The organism is Aureimonas phyllosphaerae, from assembly GCF_900113065.1.
Lineage (GTDB): Bacteria > Pseudomonadota > Alphaproteobacteria > Rhizobiales > Rhizobiaceae > Aureimonas > Aureimonas phyllosphaerae.
This window is the reverse complement of record NZ_FOOA01000005.1, coordinates 1-17,444: the sequence shown is the minus strand read 5'-3', so window position 1 is coordinate 17,444 and position 17,444 is coordinate 1. Positions and strand designations below refer to the sequence as shown.

General features: G+C 66.7%; 17 protein-coding genes, 2 tRNA genes and 1 pseudogene. 15 read left to right on the top strand and 5 right to left on the bottom strand.

Going from position 1 to position 17,444, the window contains the following annotated elements:
- Positions 1-143 precede the first annotated feature (143 nt).
- Entirely contained in the window at positions 144-497 is a 354-nt protein-coding gene (locus tag BM175_RS08460; protein WP_090961958.1) for a hypothetical protein, read from the top strand.
- Positions 498-824: 327 nt separating this feature from the next.
- Entirely contained in the window at positions 825-1,859 is a 1,035-nt protein-coding gene (locus BM175_RS08455) for a calcium-binding protein (RefSeq protein ID WP_090961956.1), read from the top strand.
- Positions 1,860-1,965: 106 nt separating this feature from the next.
- Here the strand turns inward: BM175_RS08455 and BM175_RS08450 are convergent, their stop codons facing one another.
- Entirely contained in the window at positions 1,966-2,955 is a 990-nt protein-coding gene (locus tag BM175_RS08450; RefSeq protein ID WP_244545931.1) for an NAD-dependent epimerase/dehydratase family protein, read from the bottom strand.
- A 163-nt stretch (positions 2,956-3,118) separates the two neighbouring features.
- Here BM175_RS08450 and BM175_RS08445 point away from each other — a divergent pair, with 163 nt between their 5' ends.
- The 6 genes from BM175_RS08445 to BM175_RS08420 all read left to right on the top strand — a co-directional run bounded on the left by BM175_RS08445 (position 3,119) and on the right by BM175_RS08420 (position 8,723).
- Complete coding sequence (locus BM175_RS08445; protein WP_090961954.1) at positions 3,119-3,466, top strand: hypothetical protein; 348 nt, start codon at positions 3,119-3,121, stop codon at positions 3,464-3,466.
- 238 nt (positions 3,467-3,704) lie between these two features.
- On the top strand, positions 3,705-5,087 hold the full coding sequence (locus tag BM175_RS08440) for a UDP-glucose dehydrogenase family protein (protein WP_244545930.1): 1,383 nt from the start codon (positions 3,705-3,707) through the stop codon (positions 5,085-5,087).
- Positions 5,088-5,169: 82 nt separating this feature from the next.
- Positions 5,170-5,838: an SGNH/GDSL hydrolase family protein gene (locus BM175_RS08435; RefSeq protein ID WP_139224591.1), complete on the top strand. Its 669-nt coding sequence runs from the start codon at positions 5,170-5,172 to the stop codon at positions 5,836-5,838.
- Positions 5,839-5,936: 98 nt separating this feature from the next.
- On the top strand, positions 5,937-6,797 hold the full coding sequence (locus BM175_RS08430) for a glycosyltransferase family 2 protein (RefSeq protein WP_090961950.1): 861 nt from the start codon (positions 5,937-5,939) through the stop codon (positions 6,795-6,797).
- A 205-nt stretch (positions 6,798-7,002) separates the two neighbouring features.
- Positions 7,003-7,275 carry a spike base protein, RCAP_Rcc01079 family gene (locus BM175_RS08425; protein WP_090961947.1) on the top strand — a complete coding sequence of 91 codons (273 nt, stop codon included), beginning with the start codon at positions 7,003-7,005 and terminating at the stop codon, positions 7,273-7,275.
- On the top strand, positions 7,275-8,723 hold the full coding sequence (locus tag BM175_RS08420) for an SGNH/GDSL hydrolase family protein (protein WP_090961944.1): 1,449 nt from the start codon (positions 7,275-7,277) through the stop codon (positions 8,721-8,723). The genes BM175_RS08425 and BM175_RS08420 overlap by 1 nt, the downstream gene beginning before the upstream one ends.
- Positions 8,724-9,460: 737 nt before the next feature.
- Here the strand turns inward: BM175_RS08420 and BM175_RS08415 are convergent.
- Both BM175_RS08415 and BM175_RS08410 read right to left on the bottom strand, forming a co-directional pair.
- On the bottom strand, positions 9,461-9,745 hold the full coding sequence (locus BM175_RS08415) for a hypothetical protein (protein ID WP_090961942.1): 285 nt from the start codon (positions 9,743-9,745) through the stop codon (positions 9,461-9,463).
- Positions 9,746-10,152: 407 nt separating this feature from the next.
- Positions 10,153-10,237, bottom strand: a tRNA-Leu gene (locus tag BM175_RS08410).
- 195 nt (positions 10,238-10,432) lie between these two features.
- Between BM175_RS08410 and BM175_RS08405 the strand changes: the two genes are divergently transcribed.
- Complete coding sequence (locus BM175_RS08405) at positions 10,433-11,458, top strand: complex I NDUFA9 subunit family protein (RefSeq protein WP_090961939.1); 1,026 nt, start codon at positions 10,433-10,435, stop codon at positions 11,456-11,458.
- A gap of 88 nt (positions 11,459-11,546) precedes the next feature.
- On the opposite strand, the gene BM175_RS08400 is transcribed toward BM175_RS08405, so the two are convergent.
- Positions 11,547-12,353 (bottom strand): undecaprenyl-diphosphate phosphatase, encoded by an 807-nt coding sequence (locus BM175_RS08400; protein WP_090961936.1) that lies wholly within the window; start codon positions 12,351-12,353, stop codon positions 11,547-11,549.
- Positions 12,354-12,642: 289 nt separating this feature from the next.
- Between BM175_RS08400 and BM175_RS08395 the strand changes: the two genes are divergently transcribed.
- The 5 genes from BM175_RS08395 to BM175_RS08375 all read left to right on the top strand — a co-directional run bounded on the left by BM175_RS08395 (position 12,643) and on the right by BM175_RS08375 (position 16,635).
- The gene (locus BM175_RS08395) at positions 12,643-13,335 is read left to right on the top strand and encodes a glutathione S-transferase family protein (RefSeq protein ID WP_090961933.1); all 693 of its coding nucleotides are present in this window, start codon (positions 12,643-12,645) and stop codon (positions 13,333-13,335) included.
- 236 nt (positions 13,336-13,571) lie between these two features.
- Positions 13,572-14,747 (top strand): tRNA epoxyqueuosine(34) reductase QueG, encoded by a 1,176-nt coding sequence (queG, locus tag BM175_RS08390; protein WP_090961930.1) that lies wholly within the window; start codon positions 13,572-13,574, stop codon positions 14,745-14,747.
- Between the two features lie 180 nt (positions 14,748-14,927).
- Positions 14,928-15,812, top strand: coding sequence for an SDR family oxidoreductase (locus tag BM175_RS08385; RefSeq protein ID WP_090961927.1), 885 nt, complete (start codon positions 14,928-14,930; stop codon positions 15,810-15,812).
- A 193-nt stretch (positions 15,813-16,005) separates the two neighbouring features.
- On the top strand, positions 16,006-16,392 hold the full coding sequence (locus tag BM175_RS08380; protein WP_416357705.1) for a septal ring lytic transglycosylase RlpA family protein: 387 nt from the start codon (positions 16,006-16,008) through the stop codon (positions 16,390-16,392).
- 166 nt (positions 16,393-16,558) lie between these two features.
- Positions 16,559-16,635 (top strand) — tRNA-Arg (locus BM175_RS08375).
- On the opposite strand, the gene BM175_RS22355 is transcribed toward BM175_RS08375, so the two are convergent.
- Positions 16,606-17,034, bottom strand: a complete 429-nt coding sequence (locus BM175_RS22355) for a hypothetical protein (RefSeq protein WP_139224590.1) — start codon at positions 17,032-17,034, stop codon at positions 16,606-16,608. The two genes, BM175_RS08375 and BM175_RS22355, sit on opposite strands and share 30 nt — an antisense overlap.
- A gap of 131 nt (positions 17,035-17,165) precedes the next feature.
- Here BM175_RS22355 and BM175_RS08370 point away from each other — a divergent pair.
- Positions 17,166-17,435, top strand: a pseudogene (locus BM175_RS08370) (transposase); the annotation flags it as partial.
- Positions 17,436-17,444: the final 9 nt, after the last annotated feature.

The following is a 17,444-nucleotide window of genomic DNA, read 5'->3' as shown; positions in this document are numbered from 1 at the left end:
ATATCGGCCCGCTATAGACGGCAAAGGTCCGTCATTGTCTAGAAAGCATTCGAATTGGTCTTAATGACCGGCGGGGATCCGGCTTGCCAAGCGGCGGGCAAACCGCAAGTTCGACGATGCAACCGCGACGAGGACGATGACCGATGCGCCGATCGATGGCCTGTCTCCTGACCTTCCTTGCTGCCGCGCCCGCGGACGCTGCGACGCTGCGCGTGGAACTGAAGAACGAGACGTCGGAGACGATCTACACCGTTACCGCATTCGCAAGCGAGCTCGTCGCCAACAACCGCAACCTGACCCGCATTCCGCTGACCGGCGGCTCTTCGCGGACGGTGACGATCTTCGACGACTACAACAAGTGCATCTTCACCTTCACGGTGAACTTCAACGATCCGCAGCCGGCGCGCGCGCGATCGGCGACGCGCACCAGGGCCAAGCCGTTCAAGGTCTACAGAGACATCGACATCTGCGAAAAGCGCCAGCTCGATATCCGCTGACCCGGCCACGGCGGGCCCGCACCGGGCCTCGAACGCCCCTGCCCTGACTCTGCAGCGTCCAGCCGCTCCGTGACGACTCGCGCCCCGTATCCGCGGGATCACCTCCGCACGCCCGTCCGCCGATCGCAACATCGGCCCCAACCGACATCGACTGCCCCAACGCCATCGACCGCCTGATAGCGCCAGATTTAATCTATATGACATAAACTGTTATCATTAACTTATCATTATTCATTCGATTGACTCCTACCCTAGCGTCATTAATAGGTCGCTAACCAACAGCAGGGGGTCGACATGGATTTCAGTAAACTTTTATCTTTCGGTAAGGTGTCTCTCACGAACAGCGACGACACGCTGACGTCGCTGTTCTACAAGAACGCCGCGGTCCACGGTCTCGACGGCAACGACGTCTTCCAGACGCCCGACAGCGGCGGCGTGATCACCTCGAGCGACTTCTTCGGCGGCAACGGCGACGATCGCATGATCGTCAACGAGAACACCGGTCTCCTGTTCGGCTCGAAGTTCGACGGCGGCGCCGGCATCGACACGCTGGAACTCACCTCCGACAAGCGGATCGTCATGTCGTCCGAGGGGACCGGCGACGCGACGGCCGTGACGGTGAAGTCCTATGCCTTCGGCTTCATCCCGACCGGCTCGCTGACCGGCGAAAGCGTCGAGCGCTACATCATCAAGGCGAGCGGCTACCAGGACGTCCTGGTCGGCGGCGCCGGCAACGACTTCCTCGACGGCCGCGGCGGTCTCGACATCTTCAAGGGCTCGGCCGGCGACGACTCCTACGTCTTCGACACGGTCGGCGAGAAGGTCACTGGCGAAGCCGCGAACGGCGGTCACGACCAGATCTTCACGACGGTTTCAGTGAAGCTCGGCGATGCCGGCGCCGACAACGCCAATATCGAGAGCCTGCGCCTCGTCGGCGATGCCGCCATCAACGGCACGGGCAACAGCCTGAACAACCTGATCACCGGCAACGCCGCCGACAACGTCATCGCTGGCGGCGCGGGCAACGATCGGCTCTACGGCAATGGCGGCGTCGACAAGTTCGTCTTCGCGGAAGCGGGTGCGGGCAACCGCGACGGCATCTTCGACTTCGGCGCCGACGACGTCATCGTGCTCGACCGCTCGCAGGGCGCCTTCACCGGCCTCACGGCGGTCAACGGCGCCCTGGATCCGGCCGACCTGCAGTTCAACACGGCCGTCGGCACCGACGCCCAACTGATCTACAACCGGGCGACCGGCATCCTGTCCTACGACGAGAACGGCACGGGCGCCGGCGGCTCGCAGGAGATCGCGTTCATCGGCGCGAACGTCGATCTCAAGGCCGAGCACATCCTGCTCGCCTAAGGCGAGTAGCGGTCAGCCAGACAACGAAAGGGGCCGCCGGCATCTCGCCGGCGGCCCCTTTTTTTTCCGCGCCGAAAAGAAGGGAACGCGCGCGAGCGTTCCCCTTTCAGACCATGACGTCGCCGGTGCTGCGGCTCTTCCAGTCGCGCAGCGATCCCTCGAGATCGGTGGAGAAACGGAAGCCGCTGGCAAGAAGCGCCGCCGGCTCGACGCGCGTCGAGCGGACGAGCTTCAGGATGCGCTCGCGATCGATGCCGTTGCGCACCCCGACCCGGTTCAGCACCTCGAACGGGATCGCCGCCGCATTCATCACGGGCTGCGGAACGACGCCGCGCGGCGACCTGTAGCCCGCGACGCGCTCGAACGCCTGACAGATCTCCTCGATCGTATAGGCCTGCGGATAGCAGAAGTTGTAGAGGAACTCGCGCTCGCCGAAGTCCATCGCATGGTCCATCGAGCGCACGATCTCGCCGACATAGCCGCAGCATTTGATCGTGTCCTTGCGGCCGGGATAGACGAAGGTGCCCTTGCGCAGCGCCTTGGCGAGGCGCGTGAAGTTGCCACCCTCCCCCTGCCCGAAGATCACGGCGGGCCGCGCGATCACGAGGCGACGCGCCGCCTCGCCCGCCAGCCACTGGCGATGGATGCCTTCGGCGAGAAGCTTGGAGCGGCCGTAGTCGGAGACGGGCTCGGGCACCGAACGTTCGGTCTTCAGGTCTTCGCCCGGACCGTAGACCGCGATCGAACTCGTGAAGAGAATCGCCTCGATGCCGTTGCGCGCCGCGAACTCGCAGACGTTGAGCGCCCCGCCGAGATTGGTCTCGTAGTACTCGTGTGGCTCGTGCCCGGGCGTGCGATGGACGGCCGCGAGATTGAAGATCGCGCCGAACGCGCCGTCGAGCCGCTCTGGGAACGGGGCGCGGATGTCGTGGATCTCGTAGGCGACGCCGGCGACCGGCCGCTGCGGCGGAGCGATGTCGACGCTGACAAGCCGGTCGTAGCGCCCTTCCGCCTTGAGATGCGCCAAGAGGTGGGTCCCGATGAACCCGGCCCCGCCCACAACCATCGCCTGCTTCACCGCGACCTCCGTCAGCACCCGTCCCGTTCATATGCAGTGCAACATGAAAAGGATCAACCAATTCGCGGCTCGCGGCGGACGGCGGTCCGGCCCTGATGACCGACAGACTCACAGGCCCGAACAAGCTTGATCCCGCAAATTGCATCTCATTATAAGGATCGCATTTGCTAGGACTTGGGGCATGCTTCAGAATCGGACATGGGTCGATCCAACCGCCGAAGCCGAATTCTGGACGCAGATGGAGCGCCTGGAAGCGGCGAGCGCACGCCTTCAGTCGCTCGGGCGGATCAGCGGCCTCCTGCGGGGCGGACCGTTCCGCCGTGCCGCATTGCAGCGAGATCTCGACGCCATCCGCGAGCACGCCCAGACCCTCGTCGACCAGCATACGATCCCGGTCTGCGAAACGGTCGAGGCGGCCCCGTCTGCCAGCGCGGCGGGCGATCCCCTGCGCACGCTGGCCGGCATGGTCGTCTCGCTGCGGCAGGACCGCGCGGCACGACCGGAGGCGGGCGAAGAGACGGCGGTCTGACCGACGCCCGTCCCGGCGCGGACCTTCGAAGCCTTGCGGCTTCTCCATGGTAGTGTCACGTTCATCGCATAACGCAGCGGGCGGAGGGGGTTTGCAGATCCCGCCGGAAACCCTGTCACGTTCCTTTTCTTGCAATGCGAAGGACGACGTGAAACATGGGTCCGTTATCCTGTAGATGCATATCGACCGGCGATGCCCTCCGGCGCGATCTGCAACTCGAACGTGATGGATCGGTCCGATGCTGGATATGTCGCTTGCCGGAAGCTCGGCGCCCCAGGTTGCCGTGATCGGAACCGGCTATGTCGGCCTCGTCTCGGGAGCCTGCCTGGCCGAGTCGGGCTGGCGCGTCGCCTGCGTCGACCAGGTGGAAGCCAAGATCGAGAAGCTGAAGAAGGGCATCATCCCGATCTACGAGCCGGGTCTCGACGAGGTCGTGGTCCGCAACGCAGAAGCCGGACGCCTCATCTTCACAACCGACATCGCCGAGGCGCTGCGCGAAGCGCAGATCGTCATCATCGCGGTGGGTACGCCGACCCGCAAGCTCGACGGCAATGCCGACCTGCAGTACGTCTACGCCGCAAGCCGCGATATCGCCCGCAACCTCGACCACTATGCCGTGGTGGTGACCAAGTCGACCGTGCCGGCCGGCACCGGCAACGAGGTGCGCCGGATCATCGAGCGCGAGAATCCGAACCTCGACTTCGACGTCGCGTCGAACCCCGAGTTCCTGCGCGAGGGCAACGCGGTTTCCGACTTCATGAAGCCGGACCGCATCGTCATCGGCACCGACAGCGCGCGGGCCCGCGAACGTCTCGAGGCGCTCTATCGCCCCTTTACCGAACAGGGCTTCGAGCTGATCTCCACCGACATCATCTCGTCGGAGCTCATCAAGTACGCCGCCAACACCTTCCTGGCGACCAAGGTCTCCTTCATCAACGAGATGGCCGACATCTGCGAGAAGGTCGGCGGCGACATCGGTGCGATCTCGCGCGGCATGGGTTCGGACAAACGCATCGGCCGCGAGTTCCTGAAGCCCGGCCCCGGCTACGGCGGCTCGTGCTTCCCGAAGGACACGCTCGCCATGGTCCATATCGGCGAGAAGGCGCTCAGCCCCGCGACGATCGTCGAGGCCGTCATCACCGTCAACCGCTCGCGCCCGCACCGCATGGTGGCCAAGGTCATCCAGGCTGCCGGCGGCTCGGTGGACGGGCGCACGATCGCCCTCCTCGGCCTGACCTTCAAGCCCAACACCGACGACGTGCGCGACAGCGTCGCGGTGCTGGTCGCCGAGCAGCTGACGCAGCGCGGTGCCATCGTACGCGCCTTCGACCCGAAGGGCATGGACCACGCCCGCGAGATGCTGGGCGATGCGATCGAGTACTGCCCGACGATGCAGGACGCGATCGAAGGGGCCGACCTCTGCGTTCTCGCGACCGAATGGGAGGAGTTCGTTCGCTTCCCGCTGGAGGGCTACCGCGCCGCCCTGCGCAACCCGATCCTCGTCGACTTCCGCAACGTCTTCTCGCTGGAGACCATGGCGGAGGCCGGCTTCGAATATCACTCGATCGGCCGCGGCAGCGTGCAGGCGCCGGCCGCCGAACCCCTCGCGCGCTCGGCCTGACGTCTCGGAAGGAACTGGCCGACCGATCATCCCACGGACCGGACGGCCGGCCGAGGACCGGAGGCGGGATGTGAAGGATGCGATGGTCCGGACCTTCGGCTCCCTGCTGCTCGTCGGCTGCGCGTTGGTCGGAGCCTTTCCGGCCGCGGCGCGGGACGCAACGTTGAGGATCTCCACCTTCGGCACGAGCCTGACGGCCAACGGCGGCTGGCAGGCTCCCCTCGCGGAAGCGATCGGGACCTGCCTGCGGCAACCGGTCGAGATCACGAACGACGGGCTAGCGGGCGCGGCGTCCGACTGGGGCGTCGCGGCGGTGGACGCGGTCGCGGCCACCCGGCCCGACATCGTATTCCTGGAATTTGCCGTCAACGACGCTGCGCTCAACAAGTGGATCGGCGTCGACGAGAGTGTTGGCAACATGCGCGCCATCGTCGCCGCATTCCGCCGGCGGAATCCCGACATCCTCGTCTACCTCATGACAATGAATCCGGTGAGCGGCCGCCGTTCGTGGGCCCGCCCGTTCCGCGACCGCTACGAGGACGCACACCGCCGTTTGGCCGAGGAGATCGGCGCCCGCTACATCGACCACCGGCCGGGCTGGGAGGCGATGGGCGCCGACGCGCTGTATCTTGCAATCGTCGACGGTGCCCATCCGACGCCGGGCAGCGCCACCGCGGTGATCGTGCCCAACGTCATGAAACGCCTGGTGGACGACGGCGTCCTGCCCTGCGCGACCGATCGAGATCGCTGACGGATGGCAGCGATCTCGCAGAGGCGTTGCCGCGTGCAACCCCCAACCGCCGCCCTCCCCCTCGCCCCCGAGCCATCTGCGACCGGAGCTTCCCGTTCATGATCGTCAATCTCTTCAGCACGGCGAACCTGTCGTCCGGCCGCTCCGACGCCCTGTCGCGGATGATCGCGTCGGTATCCGCCACGGCCCGGGCGCGGCCCGACATCGACCTTCGGCTGATGATCCTCCTGCAGTGCTGCGGAGAGGCTCCGGCCGATCTCCTGTCGCAGGAGGATGCCCGCTTCGTCACCCTCCTCACCACGCCTGGCCTCGTTTCCCTGTCGGCGGCGCGCAACAGGCTGCTCGACGAAGGCCGTCGTCTCGGGTGGATGCACGGCGACGAGATCGTCGCCTTTCCCGACGACGACTGCTGGTATCCCGAGGGCGCGCTCGGCTACATCCACGATGCCTTCGCCCGGCAGCCCGATCTCGACTTCTGGTTCTGCGACTACGCGTCCGCTCCGGTTCCCGTGGACGGTTCGATCGAGCGGGACGCCTCGGTCCAGGACGTCCTGCGACGCGCCTCCTCGAACACGATGGTGTTTCGCAGCCCCATCGTTCGCGAGATTGGCGGCTTCGATCCGGAGCTTGGCGTCGGCGCGCGCCTGAACGGCTCGGAAGACACCGACTACGCGTTGAGGGCGCTCGCCTTGTGCCGCCGCACGCGCTTCATGCCGCTCCCCTCGATCGGCCACCGCGACCGCAACACGGCAATCCGCGCGAAGTACTATCCGTCCGGACTTCTCGTGATCGCCCGCCATGCCGGCCGCATCCCGGCGCTGCGCAGCGCGCTCCTTCGCAAGCTCGCCGTCGGCTCCGCACTGACGGCACGCGGCGAGTTAAAGCCGGGAACATTCCTCGCCGCGACGCGCGACGCGATGGGAGAGATGCGCAGGACGCGGCAGCGCAGCCTTCGCTAGGAAGCCCCCTTGAGCGCCGGAGGGCGCATCAGTCCGCAGCCGAACAGCGAGGTTCGACCTCGCCGAGCCAAGGGGAAGATCGGCGTGTTGACGCGCCCTCCCGCCCAGAGCGCTGCCAGTTGAGCAGGGTCCTCGGCCCATCTCCCCCGTCTCTCCGCGGCCTCCGGCCTCGGCTCTAGCCTTGGGGCGTTCCAAGGAGAGCCCGATGGCAGCCCAAGACCCCTATTCCAGCAATGCCCCGACCGCAGACGGCCCGGCGAACCGACTCTTCGCGGTGGTGCCGAGCGACAGCCTCGACCTGGCCTTCGTGACCACCGGCCTCTTCGTCGGCACGGGCGGCGATCTCGCGGTGCAGGATCGTACGACCGGCGAAACCGTCGTGTTCCGCAATCTCGCGGACGGCGCGGGGCTTCCGATCCGCGTCGGCCGTGTCCTCGCGACAGGTACCACGGCCGGCCATATCGTGGGGATGGCGTGATGGCGGGTCTCGGCATCGGGCTGCTTCTGGGCGCGCGTGGAGGCCCCAGCCTGTCGCGACCGGTCTTCGACCCCGCGACACGCACGGCAAGCGGGCGTGCGCCTCGGGGCGCGACCGTGATCGTCCTTCTCGACGGCATGCCCGTCGGAACCGCGACGACCTCCGCGCTGGGGCGCTGGTCCCATCAGCTCGGCACGGCACCCTCGCCAGGTCAAGCACTCGCGGCACGAACGGAGATCACATCGCCCGCGACCGTCATCGGCCCCGGATATGCCGCCAGCGGCGAGACCGTCCGGCGCCTTGCCGGCTTTGGCGGCGACCAGGGCAACCAGATCCGCCCGTCGGACGGGACCAAGACCGCCTTCAACGTCCGCAAACGCTTCTATACGCCGGTCCCGATCCCCAATCCGGAGGTCGCCTATACCGGCTTCCACTACAATTCGGGCGCCGAGTTCGACCATCCGAACGAGGCCACCTACCACAGCGCGATCGAGCTGCCGGACGGCACGATCCGCGACATGGGCGCGCCGGTGACCGTGGTGCCGGGCACGATCCTGGCGCGATCCGAAAAGGCCGCGGGCTTCACGGTTCCGGCCGGCTTCTACTGGATCCGCACGCACGGCCGGGTGCCGAGCGGCGGCCGCTGGTCCTATACCGACGCGTTCCGTAGCGCCCATATCGGTCACATGGAGGAGGGCGTCGACCTGGTCGACAAGGCGGCGTCGGGGACGATCGGGAACGCGACGCAGCAGATGCCGGCTGCCGCGATCGGCCTCGTCGGCGACATGCCTTCCTCCCATCGCCTCTTTGCCCTTGCCGGCGACAGCATCTCTCAAGGCGTCGGCGGCTATTCACATGGGGCGGCTCCAGGCCTTGCCCTTGGCATCCTGGCCGGCCTCGTCGTGCAGACCGGCACCGGCAGCGTGCTGCATCTCGGGCGCTCCGGCGCCTCGGCGCAGGCCAACCGCGCGACCTACACCCGGCGCATCGCCCTGATGCAGGCGCTCGGTGTCACCGACATCTTCTGCGATCTCGGGGTGAACGACATGTCCTCGTCGTCCTCAGCAGCCACCCTGAAGGGTCACCTCACCACACTGTTCGGCGCCTTCAAGGCGGCGATCCCTTCGGTGCGGATCTACCAGTCGACGATCACACCCTCGACGGTGGCGACGGCTCCGATCACCGAAGGCAACCAGACGGTGCCTGCCGCAATGCAGGACGGGCGGCGCCTTGCCTTCAACGCCGATCTGAGAACCGGCGGTTTCGGTTCCCTCTTGGCAGGGTTCGTGGAGTTCGCACTGCCCGCCCAACTTCCCGGCGATCCGCATCTGTGGAGGGCCGGATTTGCGTCGGACACGGGCAATCCCGGTTCCCAGCAGCATCCCAACGCGGCGGGAGGCGAGGCGATCATCCTCGCGGCTGCAGCCGAGAACGCTCTGGCGATCTAGGACGTCCGGCAGCTTAAGCGGATCGCGCGCAGCGAAACGGTCCGGCTCTCGAGGGCGGGAGGCGGATCGTGACCCGTGGGGGCAAAGGACGATGAATTCGGGTTGTTCAAACGAGGGGCGGCTGACGAGGACCGATGCCGGGGGCCTGCGCTCTCCCGAGGGCATCGGGCGTGCCGGGACCGGCGAAGGAGTGCCGAACCACCGGCGCGCATCCGGGTTCGAAGGGGTTGAGCGGGCCAGGCGACACTGATCTCACTCACCACGTGTTGCCGGCCGTCGGCCAACAGACCCGACCGTCAAACCCCAACTTTCTCGGACCTCCCCTTCGAGCGCTTTCCGAATGGGTCGAACGGTCGCCATCCTCCTTCGGACGCCCACCATGCAGCGGGCGCCTTCGCTTCGAGCCGACATTGCCCGGCGGTCACGACGCGATGGAACCGCTCCTTCCCCGCGCCGTGCCGCAAGGCGAGATCACCGCCGAGCCCTACCATCCGATCCGGTCTAAGATCGCTTGAGCGACCGGAAAGCGGGTCTCGCCGCGCCGTAAGGCGCGGGCCCGCCAGCCTCTCGGGCGCCGCAGCGTTGTCGAGCGTGACGGCAGGGCGGTTCGCTCCAGGGGGTTGCGCAGCCGGACGACAATCCGAGCGCCGAACGCCAGTACCTTCAGGACCGGGGACTCACTTCCGGCCGGCCGACGCGATCAGATCAGGCGCGAGCAAGGCACGCCGGTCGCTTCCTCACAGTTGCTCCTGCAGCCATAGGGCGGCATCGGGTGCGAGACCCCGCCAGGCGCAGGCGTCGTCCGTGAGGAGAACGACGAGCTTGTCGCCCTCAGTCAGATAGGGCGCTAGGTTGTCCCGGATCTCGCCGAGCTCCCGGTCGGATTTCACGATCCACAGCGCGCCGAACGGCTGGCAGCAGGTGGGGAAGAACGTGCGGATCCGATCGGCCAGAAAGGTCCGGCGACTGGCGGCCTCCTCCGTCTCGCCCGGCATGTCGGCGGCGATGGCATAGGTCCTCATCCGCGATACTTATTCCCTCGGGCTCGATCGTTGCATTGGCACCGGCCGTGTCTCGAGGGCGATGAGCGCATAGAACGACGTCAAAAACCAGCCGCGAGATCGGCGCAACGGCAGGGCGCGCCCCATAGGATCGCAGCACCCCCTCCTTGCCCCCTTGAAGGGCAACCGAGAGGCGAAACTCGATTCTGGGAAAAATCGAACCAACTCATCAGGTCGACGCAGCGAACCGCACCGGGTATGGCGGAAGGATGGCTGTCGAACTCGGCCGGAACGAATCACCGAGCCAATGGCGCCCGCAGCGACTCTAAGCCACCCGATTACGAGATCTTGCGGCCGTCCGGACAGCCGTTCGATTGCTTATCGTCAGTGTTGCTGAGTATAGGGCTTCCCGAACGAATTCGGGGAATTGGTGCCCAGGAAAGGACTCGAACCTTCACGCCTCGCGGCACACGGACCTGAACCGTGCGCGTCTACCAATTCCGCCACCTGGGCACTGGCGGTTGATTAGTTTCGTCGCGCCGTGCTGTCAATCGATTCGGGAAGAAAATGCGTGCGAGGCCGAGCGTTGCGGCAAAGCGGCTCCTGATCGGGCTTTTCGCCTTCCGCGATTGCCGCTAAAGCCACGCGCGACACATCATGCGGACCACGCGCCGGGAATGCGCGACGTCCGGACAGGGATTGAGCCAGATGAAGGTCGATACCAGGAAGCAGATCACGGTGTTCGGAGGGTCGGGCTTCCTCGGCCGCTACGTCGTTCACGCGCTGGCCCAGCGCGGCCATCGCATCCGCGTCGCCTGCCGTCGGCCCGACCTCGCCTATCATCTGCAGATCGCCGGGCGGCTCGGTCAGATCCAGGCGATCCAGGCGAACCTGCGCCACCCCTGGTCGGTGGAGCGGGCGCTGGAGGGCTCGGACCATGCGGTCAACCTCGTCGGCATCCTGAACGAGGGCGGGCAGCAGACCTTCGCGGCCCTCCAGGCGGAGGGCGCCGGCCATGTCGCGACCGCGGCCGCGAAAGCCGGGATCGGCCTCGTCCAGATGTCGGCGATCGGTGCCGACGCCAACTCGCCGTCGAGCTACGCACGCACCAAGGCGGAGGGCGAGGCCCGCGTCCTGTCGGCCGTGCCGGATGCCGTGATCCTGCGCCCCTCGATCGTGTTCGGTGCGGAGGACCAGTTCTTCAACCGCTTCGCCAACATGGCGCGGCTGTCGCCCGTCCTGCCGCTTCTCGGTGGCGGGCACACGCAATTCCAGCCCGTCTTCGTCAACGACGTCGCGCTCGCGGTGGCGAAAGCCGTCGACGGCGAGGTCTCGGGCGGGCGCGTCTACGAGCTCGGCGGCCCGGAGGCGATGAGCTTCCGCGCGATGATGGAGGAGATGCTCCGGGTGATCGAGCGGCGCCGCCGCTTCGTGTCGATCCCGTTCGGGCTGGCCGCCTCAATGGCCAGCTGGATGAAGGCGCTGCCAGGTGCACCGCTGACGCCGGACCAGGTCGTCCAGCTTCAGATCGACAACGTCGTGTCGGACGCCGCGAAGGCGGAGGGACGCACGTTCGAGGCGTTCGACATCGCTCCGCGCACGCTCGCCGCGGTGCTGCCGACCTATCTCGTGCGCTTCCGCCCGCAGGGCCAGTTCACCAAGCCGCAGCCGCACGACGACCGTCCAGCCGAGGACGACAGCCTGCCCGGCGACGACGGGATCGCCAAGGCCTGATGGTGCGCGCTGCACACGCGGCGCCGGCAAGCAACGAAAAAGGGCGCCCTCGGGGCCGCCCTTTTTCATGACCAGCCGGCGGCTGCAGTCAACGATAGGCGAGAATAACGCCGATGCCGATCGCGCCCACGGCGATCCGCCACCAGGCGAACGGGGCAAAGCCGTATTTGGAGACGAAGCCGAGGAGCGAGCGCACCACCACAAGGGCCGAGAGGAAGGCCATGACGAAGCCGATGCCGATGGTCGCCGCGTCGTCCACCGACAGGAGCGACCAGTTCTTGTAGAGGTCGTAGGCGAAGGCGCCGGCCATGGTCGGCATGGCGAGGAAGAACGAGAATTCGGCCGCCGAGCGCTTGTCGGTGCCCAAAAGCAGCGCGCCGGCGATCGTCGCGCCCGAGCGCGAGGTGCCGGGGATCATCGCGAGGCACTGGATCAGGCCGATCTTGAAGCAGAGCGACAGCGGATACTCCTCGATGTCGCGATAGCGCGGATTGAGCGGCATGCGATCGATCGCCAGGAGAATGAAGCCGCCGATGAGGAGCGCGACGCAGATCACCATCGGCGTCTCGAACAGGACACCCTTGATGAAGTCGTGGGCGATCGCACCGATCACGGCAGCCGGCAGGAAGGCCAGCAGGATGCCGGTGACGAAGCGCCGGCTTTTCGGGTCGGACGGCAGGGTTACGAGAAGATGCCAGAGCTTGCCGAAATAGACCGACAGCACCGCCAGCACCGCGCCGAGCTGGATCAGCACCTCGAACGTGTTGCCGGTGGAATGGAAGCCGAGAAGCTGGCCGGCGAGGATCAGGTGGCCCGTCGAGGACACCGGGATGAACTCGGTCAGCCCTTCGATCAGACCGAGGACGAAAGCGTCGAAGAGCTGGAGGGTATCCATCGCGGGTCCCGCAAGTTGGCTTGGCGTCCGGGGAATGCCGCGACGACCCGCTGGGGGTCAAGGCCTTCGCCGCACTGCAGTATGAAGGATGGAGCTTTCCCCGGCCCACCCTATCGCCCGCCTCGGCGCGAAAAAGCTTGCTGTTGACGAGGATCGGCTTATGTGGCGCGTGGGAATTGGAGCGTCTGCGGGCGTTCACGATCCGCCAACCATCTGGTCTTAAGGTCACGGCAACCCTTTTCGCGACCGCCCCCGGCCGCGTCATCGAGAGTACAAGTTTCACGCCTCCATGCTCATCCTGCACCACCATCCCATGTCCGCCGCCTCCCGTTTCGTGCGGCTGGTCCTCGGGGAATACGGCGAGCGGGCCGAACTGGTGGAGGAGCGACCCTGGGAACGGCGTCCCGAATTCCTGGCGCTCAATCCGGCGGCGACGCTGCCCGTCCTGACCGAGGACCGCAGCGTGCCGATCATCGGCGGCACCGTGGTCGCCGAGTATCTCGACGAGACGCGCGGCGCCTTCCAGCGCGAGAAGCGCCTTCTCGCCGAAAAGCCGATCGAGCGCGCCGAGATCCGGCGCCTCGTGGAGTGGTTCCTCGGCAAGATGGACGCCGAGGTGACGCGCTATCTCGTGCGCGAGCGCGTCTTCAAGCGCGAGATGCGCTCGAACGAAGGCGGCGGCGCGCCGGACGCCTCGGCGATCCGCGCCGCGCGGGCGAACCTCAAGAACCACATGCGCTACATCGGCTGGCTCGCCGAAAGCCGGAACTGGCTGTCGGGATCGCGCCTCTCCTATGCCGACTTTTCGGCCGCCGCCGCGGTCTCGATCCTCGACTATCTCGGCGAGGTCGCCTGGGAGGAGGAGCCGGCCGCCAAGGACTGGTACATGCGCATCAAGTCCCGCCCTTCGTTCCGCCCTTTCCTGGTGGAGCGCGTGCGTGGCGTGCCGCCGGCTGCCCATTACGCCGAACTCGACTTCTAAGAGCCCGCCTGAACGTCCGCGGCGGAGGATCGGCGAGGGATTTTCGTTGCCCATCGGGGCGCCGACAGCGGTCGATGCCGCCGGCATCTGCGAGGATCGGCAACGAAAAGCGAGATGGAAAGCGCCGCCGGGCCGACCCGCCGGACGTTTCGGACGGGCTCCGAGGGAGCAGGTGTTCCTGACGTCGGCCCGAGCCGGCCGTCGCATGGAGCCGCCGCCTCTGGTAAGGATCGGCCATGGCCGATGCCCTGCCCCTCCCCGCCCTGCGCCGCTTTCTCGACGCCGATGCGCGCCGCCTCGGCTTCGACGCCGTCGGTGTCGCGACACCGGCCGAAGATGCGCTGGCCGGCGAACGCCTCGATGCCTTTCTCGCCGCCGGTCATCACGGCACCATGGCGTGGCTGCCCGAGACGGCCGAGCGTCGGCGCGCGGTGACGGCGCTCTGGGACGAGGCCCGTTCGGTCGTCGTCCTCGGCCTCAACTACGGACCGGACGAGGATCCGCTCGCCGTCAATGCGCGGACGGACCGGGGGGCGATTTCGGTCTACGCGCGGCACCGCGACTACCACGACGTCGTGAAGGGTAAGCTCAAGGAACTCGCAGGCCGCATGGTGGCGCGGGCCGGGGCGCGGCCCGACGGCCGTCCGCACGACGCCAAGGTCTTCGTCGACACCGCGCCGCTCATGGAAAAGCCGCTCGGACAGGCCGCCGGGCTCGGCTGGCAGGGCAAGCACACCAATCTCGTCAGCCGCGAGTTCGGCTCCTGGCTGTTCCTCGGCTCGATCGCGACGACGATCGCCTTCGAGCCCGACGCGCCGGGCGTGGACAGTTGCGGCTCCTGTCGCTCCTGCCAGGATGCCTGCCCGACAGGCGCCTTTCCGCAGCCCTATCGGATCGACGCGCGGCGCTGCATCTCCTATCTCACGATCGAGACGCGCGCGCCCGTGCCGCGCGCGCTTCGCCCGCTCATGGGCAACCGGATCTACGGTTGCGACGACTGCCTTGCCGTCTGTCCCTGGAACAAGTTCGCCAGAACCGCGCGCGAGGCCAAGCTGCAGGCGCGCGAAGACCTGCGCGCGCCGCGGCTCGAAGCGCTCCTCCGGCTCGATGATGCCGCCTTCCGCACGCTGTTTTCAGGCTCTCCGGTCAAGCGGATCGGCCGCGACAAGTTCGTCTCCAACTGCCTGATCGCCGCCGGCAACGCCGGGCGGCCGGACCTTCTGCCCGACGTGCGCAGGAGGCTCGGCGACGCAGCGCCCGTCGTGCGCGCAATGGCGGTCTGGGCGCTCGGGCGCCTCGCGCCTGAAGAAGCCCTGGCGGCGCGGGGCGAGGCGCTGGCGCACGAGATGAACGACGAGGTGAGGATGGAATGGGATGCGATCGAGGGTGGGCGGACAAATGAGAGCTGCTGAGCCGGGACCGTCAACGGCGGACAACATGCCGGGCGCACCGGCAGTCCGGGTGTTTTCAGAGGATTGTTCCGCGATCGGCACGGCGACAACCGACAGATCTCGGGTGGGAGGGGCTCTGGTTCGACACGGGCGGAACCGCACCCCGGCCATCCCCCACGCTCCTCGATCGGATCGCGGCTCATGGTAAGCGTCTCCCAGGCACCCGAGGCTGCCCGGTTCTTCGTCTTCGGCTGCGGCTATTCGGCAAGCGCCTTTCTGCGGACGCGCGAGACGGAGGAGATCGTCGGCGCCACCACGCGTTCCGGGGAGAAGGCGGGGCAGCTTCGTGCTTTGGGCTGGCCGCCGTTTCTTTTCGACGGGCACGCGCCGGGGGACGGCATCGCCGAGGCCCTCCGCCGGACCACCCATCTTGTCGTCTCGATCGCGCCCGGCGACGACGGCGATCCCGTCCTGCGGCACCACGGCGAGGATCTTCGCGCTCATGCGCCCGCGCTGCGCTGGATCGGCTACCTCTCGACGGTCGGCGTCTACGGCGACCATGGGGGCGCCTGGGTGGACGAGACGACCGCGCCCGAGCCCCGATCCAGGCGCTCTCACGAGCGGCTCGAAGCCGAACGGGCCTGGGCGGCGCTGGCGGACGATCTCGGCTTGCCGCTGGCGACCGTGAGGTTATCGGGCATCTACGGCCCGGGGCGCAGTCCGTTCGACAAGCTTCGCGCCGGCACGGCGCGACGTCTCGTCAAGCCTGGCCAGGTGTTCAACCGCATCCATGTCGAAGATATCGCGGGGGCTCTCGGCCATCTCGCCGGCACGTGCGCCGCCGGCATCTTCAACGTGACCGACGACGAACCGGCACCGCCGCAGGACGTGGTCGCCCATGCGGCCGAGATCGGCGGGTACCCCCTTCCCGCGGCCATCGATTTCGCCGCGGCCGATCTCACGCCGATGGCCCGATCCTTTTATGGGGAGAACAAACGAGTCGCGAACAGCAAACTGAAGAATGCCGGCTATGCCCTGCGCTTCCCGACGTTTCGGGAGGGGCTGATGAGCCTTCTGACCTCTTGAGCATCACTGCCGGATAACGAAAAATCGCGAGATTGAATCGCAATGTAACGTTTCGTGATGGAACCGCCACGTTTTGGCCGCTTCCCACCCGCACCTCTCGCCCGTCGAACGGCGGGGGCCACGAGGGGATTTCCATCAAAGAAATCATAGATCTCGGTCCGCGTCCGTATGAAACGGTAGAAGGACCGGACGATTGATCGCAAAATCCCTGACGGCGGTTGCCCTAGTGGGCGCCGCTCTGCTGACCTCGGTTCCAGCTGAGGCGGCTGGCGGCAAGACCACCTGTGGCGGCGCCTCATGGTACGCCCTCACCTCGCGCACCGCCTCCGGCGAGCGCATGAATCCGATGGCGATGACGGCCGCCCACAAGACCCTGCCGCTCGGCAGCAAGGTCAAGGTGACCAACCTGCGCAACCAGCGCTCCGTCGTGGTGCGCATCAACGACCGGGGCCCGTTCATCAAGGGCCGACTGATCGACCTGTCGAAGGGCGCCGCGCAGCGGCTCGGCTTCATCGATTCAGGTCACACGCGCGTCCAGATCGAGCCGGCCGACGGCTCCGGCACCGACAGCTGCGCCTGACCTTCTCCCGCCGCTGAACAAAGGGTTCGCCGGAGGGCACAAAGCGTCTTCGCTCGCAGTTCCGCCCTCCCGCGAGCCCACCCTCGCCTTGCCTCGCGCGCGCCGATCCTGTACTGACGAACCCGGACGGAACGTCAGCTTCTCGCCCACCGCTCCCGAGCGGTCCGCACCCGTAGCTCAGCTGGATAGAGCGCTGCCCTCCGAAGGCAGAGGTCACAGGTTCGAATCCTGTCGGGTGCGCCATTCCTGAATACCAGTGGGCACTGTTGCCTCCTGTTTGGTTGCTTTTGATACACGGGCTTCGAGAACGTCACGCCGTCCGACGATCGTCAGCTGAGTGTCATCAACCGAGATCGTATCAACAATTGAGCGTATATAGGCCTTGCGGTATGGGACATCTCCGTTGCGGATGCGATCTCTCATAAAAGCTGCGAAGGCGACAATCTTGTCTGGTGTTATCGTGCCACCCGAGCCGATGCGTCGACGCACGCGTTCAATACCAATACCAGCGATATCTCGGTCGCGCTGCGCCGCACGAAGCCGACTCGCAAAATCCGGATCGGTCGGATCCGCCAGACCCAATTCGACAAGCTGTAAGAGACGCATGTGGCGAGCGCGAGCGTCAGCCAGTTCCTGCTCCAAGCGCAGGATCTCGGATGAGTTCGAAGTAGCCTTTTGCCGCTCTATCTCAATTTGACCTACGATCTCGTGGCCTGCCCCCTGAAAAGTGGCCCTCCGTGAAGTAGGCTTTTGAGCCGCTGGAGGACACGAGAATGGGACAGAAGAAGCACAAGCCGGAAGAGATCGTCGCCAGGCTGAGGCAGGTCGACGTGTTGCTGTCGCAAGGCCGCCCGGTTGCGGAAGCGATCCGTACGATCAGCGTGACGCCGTTCACCTACTACCGGTGGCGCAAGGAGTTCGGTGGGCTGAAGTCCGACCAGGTGAAGCGTTTGAAGGACCTCGAGAAGGAGAACGAGCGCCTGCGCAAGGCCGTGTCGGACCTGACGCTGGAGAAGCTGATCTTGAAAGAGGCCGCCTCGGGAAACTGGTGA